Origin of the sequence: Limimaricola cinnabarinus LL-001 (assembly GCF_000466965.1) — a bacterium.
GTDB lineage: Bacteria > Pseudomonadota > Alphaproteobacteria > Rhodobacterales > Rhodobacteraceae > Limimaricola > Limimaricola cinnabarinus.
Map to the genome: position 1 here is coordinate 1 of NZ_BATB01000159.1, position 1126 is coordinate 1126.

The window sequence follows — 1126 nt, forward strand, 5'->3', positions numbered from 1 at the left end:
TGTTGGCTGTCACCGAGAACTGACCCAGCATTGTCACCGAGATCTGACCCGCCCGGTTGTTATGTTTGCTGGTTCATGACGTGGTCAATGGTGCCGTCTCCTTCCGTTTCTTTTTCGCCGTCTCGGAGCTTGCTTTGAAGCGGTAACTGTCGTTGCCGGTCTCGAGGATGTGGCAGCGATGCGTGAGGCGATCGAGCAGCGCAGTCGTCATCTTTGCATCGCCGAAGACGCTCGCCCATTCGCTGAAGCTCAGGTTGGTGGTGATGATGACGCTGGTGCGCTCGTAGAGTTTGCTGAGGAGATGAAACAGCAGCGCACCACCCGAGGCACTGAACGGCAGGTATCCGAGCTCGTCGAGGATCACCAAGTCGGTTTTCACCAGCACCTCGGCGATCTTTCCAGCCTTTCCCTGGGCCTTTTCTTGCTCCAGCGCATTCACCAGTTCGACGGTCGAGAAGAAACGCACGCGTTTGCGATGATGCTCGATGGCCTGAACGCCAAGGGCGGTTGCGACATGGCTTTTCCCCGTTCCGGGCCCGCCGATCAGGACCACGTTCTCGGCGGCATCCATGAACTCGCACCGATGCAGTTGGCGCACGAGGGCTTCGTTGACCTCGCTGGCAGCGAAGTCGAAGCCGGACAGGTCCTTGTAGGCCGGGAAACGCGCGGCCTTCATGTGATAGGAGATGGAGCGCACTTCGCGTTCGGCCATTTCCGCCTTGAGCAGCTGCGACAGCACCGGCATCGCGGCTTCGAATGCCGGGGCACCTTGCTCCATGAGATCATGCACGGCCTGTGCCATGCCTGGCATCTTCAGACTGCGCAGCATGATGATGATGGCAGCGCCGGCGGGATCATGACGCATGGCTCTTGCCTCCCGCGTCCAGCGGCCGTCGCAGACCGTCATACCGGGCGACATTCGCCTGCGGTTCCCTGCGCAGAGCCAGGGCTTCTGGCGGGGTCACGTCCGGCTGGTCGGCCGGGGTGCCATCCACCAGCCTGTGGAGCAAGTTCAGCACATGGGTCTTGGTCGGCACGCCCGCCTCCAGCGCCATTTCCACGGCGCATAGTACGGCCTGTTCATCGTGGTGCAGGACCAGGGACAGGATCTCGACCATCTCGCGAT

At 61.4% G+C, this 1126-nt stretch carries 1 protein-coding gene and 1 pseudogene; both read right to left on the reverse strand.

Annotated features, from left to right (window positions below; translation table 11 throughout):
• Positions 1-73 precede the first annotated feature (73 nt).
• The gene (istB, locus tag MBELCI_RS18845) at positions 74-865 is read right to left on the reverse strand and encodes an IS21-like element helper ATPase IstB (RefSeq protein ID WP_021695824.1); all 792 of its coding nucleotides are present in this window, start codon (positions 863-865) and stop codon (positions 74-76) included.
• A pseudogene (locus MBELCI_RS18850) lies at positions 855-1126 on the reverse strand (IS21 family transposase); the annotation flags it as partial. The pseudogene MBELCI_RS18850 and the gene istB, both read right to left, overlap by 11 nt.

What these genes read in the sequence shown, in the direction of transcription:
- istB (WP_021695824.1), bottom strand. Translation starts at nt 865, where the DNA reads ATGCGTCATGATCCCGCCGGCGCTGCCATCATCATCATGCTGCGCAGT.